The sequence below is a fragment of the Geobacillus thermodenitrificans subsp. thermodenitrificans DSM 465 genome (assembly GCF_000496575.1).
Classification (GTDB): domain Bacteria; phylum Bacillota; class Bacilli; order Bacillales; family Anoxybacillaceae; genus Geobacillus; species Geobacillus thermodenitrificans.
Genome location: NZ_AYKT01000058.1, coordinates 1 through 749, shown reverse-complemented (window position 1 = coordinate 749; position 749 = coordinate 1). Strand labels below are relative to the sequence as shown.

General features: G+C 37.8%; 2 protein-coding genes and 1 pseudogene. All 3 read left to right on the top strand.

Features of this window, described 5'->3' with window-relative positions:
• A pseudogene (locus DSM465_RS20025) lies at positions 1-239 on the top strand (hypothetical protein); the annotation flags it as partial.
• 13 nt (positions 240-252) lie between these two features.
• Complete coding sequence (locus tag DSM465_RS20020; RefSeq protein ID WP_011886768.1) at positions 253-462, top strand: DUF6792 domain-containing protein; 210 nt, start codon at positions 253-255, stop codon at positions 460-462.
• 10 nt (positions 463-472) lie between these two features.
• Entirely contained in the window at positions 473-559 is an 87-nt protein-coding gene (locus DSM465_RS20215) for a hypothetical protein (protein WP_317135450.1), read from the top strand.
• Positions 560-749 lie beyond the last annotated feature (190 nt).

Here is a 749-nt window from a genome sequence, read left to right as displayed (position 1 = left end):
TGAAAGGAGATAAGGTGACGATTTATTTCGCTAAAAACGAACAGCATACATCGATCAATGGAAAGCAGGATGTTGTCTACAAGTTTTTTGCCTATATTAAATCGAATCATAGTCATCAAGCAGTGCAATTTATATATACAATTGGTTGTGATGATATAAATAAGAAATGTCACATCGATATAGGGAAAGAAGAGGAACGAGCAAAAATGTTAATGCACTCTATTAAATTTCAAGATTGAGGGAGAGAGCATCATGCCGCAAAACTTAGTGTTAGATACCGATCTGTTGCGTGCGAGAATCATGGCGTTAGAATATGATCATTTGACGGAAGCGGAAATTCGCCGTATTTATATGGAAGAAGCGGGAAAGGAACCTCCCGCCTATATTAAAGTCTATCATTCAGACGATTTTAAAAGGGGAGGGATTTCGGCTTTGATGGAACGATTATTCATTTTACGATGAGAAACAAGGGATTAATCAAAAATATACAATCACTCGTGGAAGTGAAATGTCGGAACATGATACGTGGAAGTCACTTGATCAGGGGGCAACAAAGTGATGATAGAGAGCTTTTAGAGTTTGGTGCTAAAGCCATATAAACAATAAATGGGGACTTGCATACCAAGTCGGGTTTTCTTTTTTCTCCCTCGCTTATTCTCGCTTTTTATTCGTCAGCAGCGATTGAATTCCCCTGCTGTCCTCAAAAAACGGACAAAATTCCTCGTTCTTTTTATCTAAAAATGGATAAA

Excerpts from the sequence above, each read along its gene's own strand:
- DSM465_RS20020 (WP_011886768.1), top strand. The coding sequence starts at position 253 with ATGCCGCAAAACTTAGTGTTAGATACCGATCTGTTGCGTGCGAGAATC.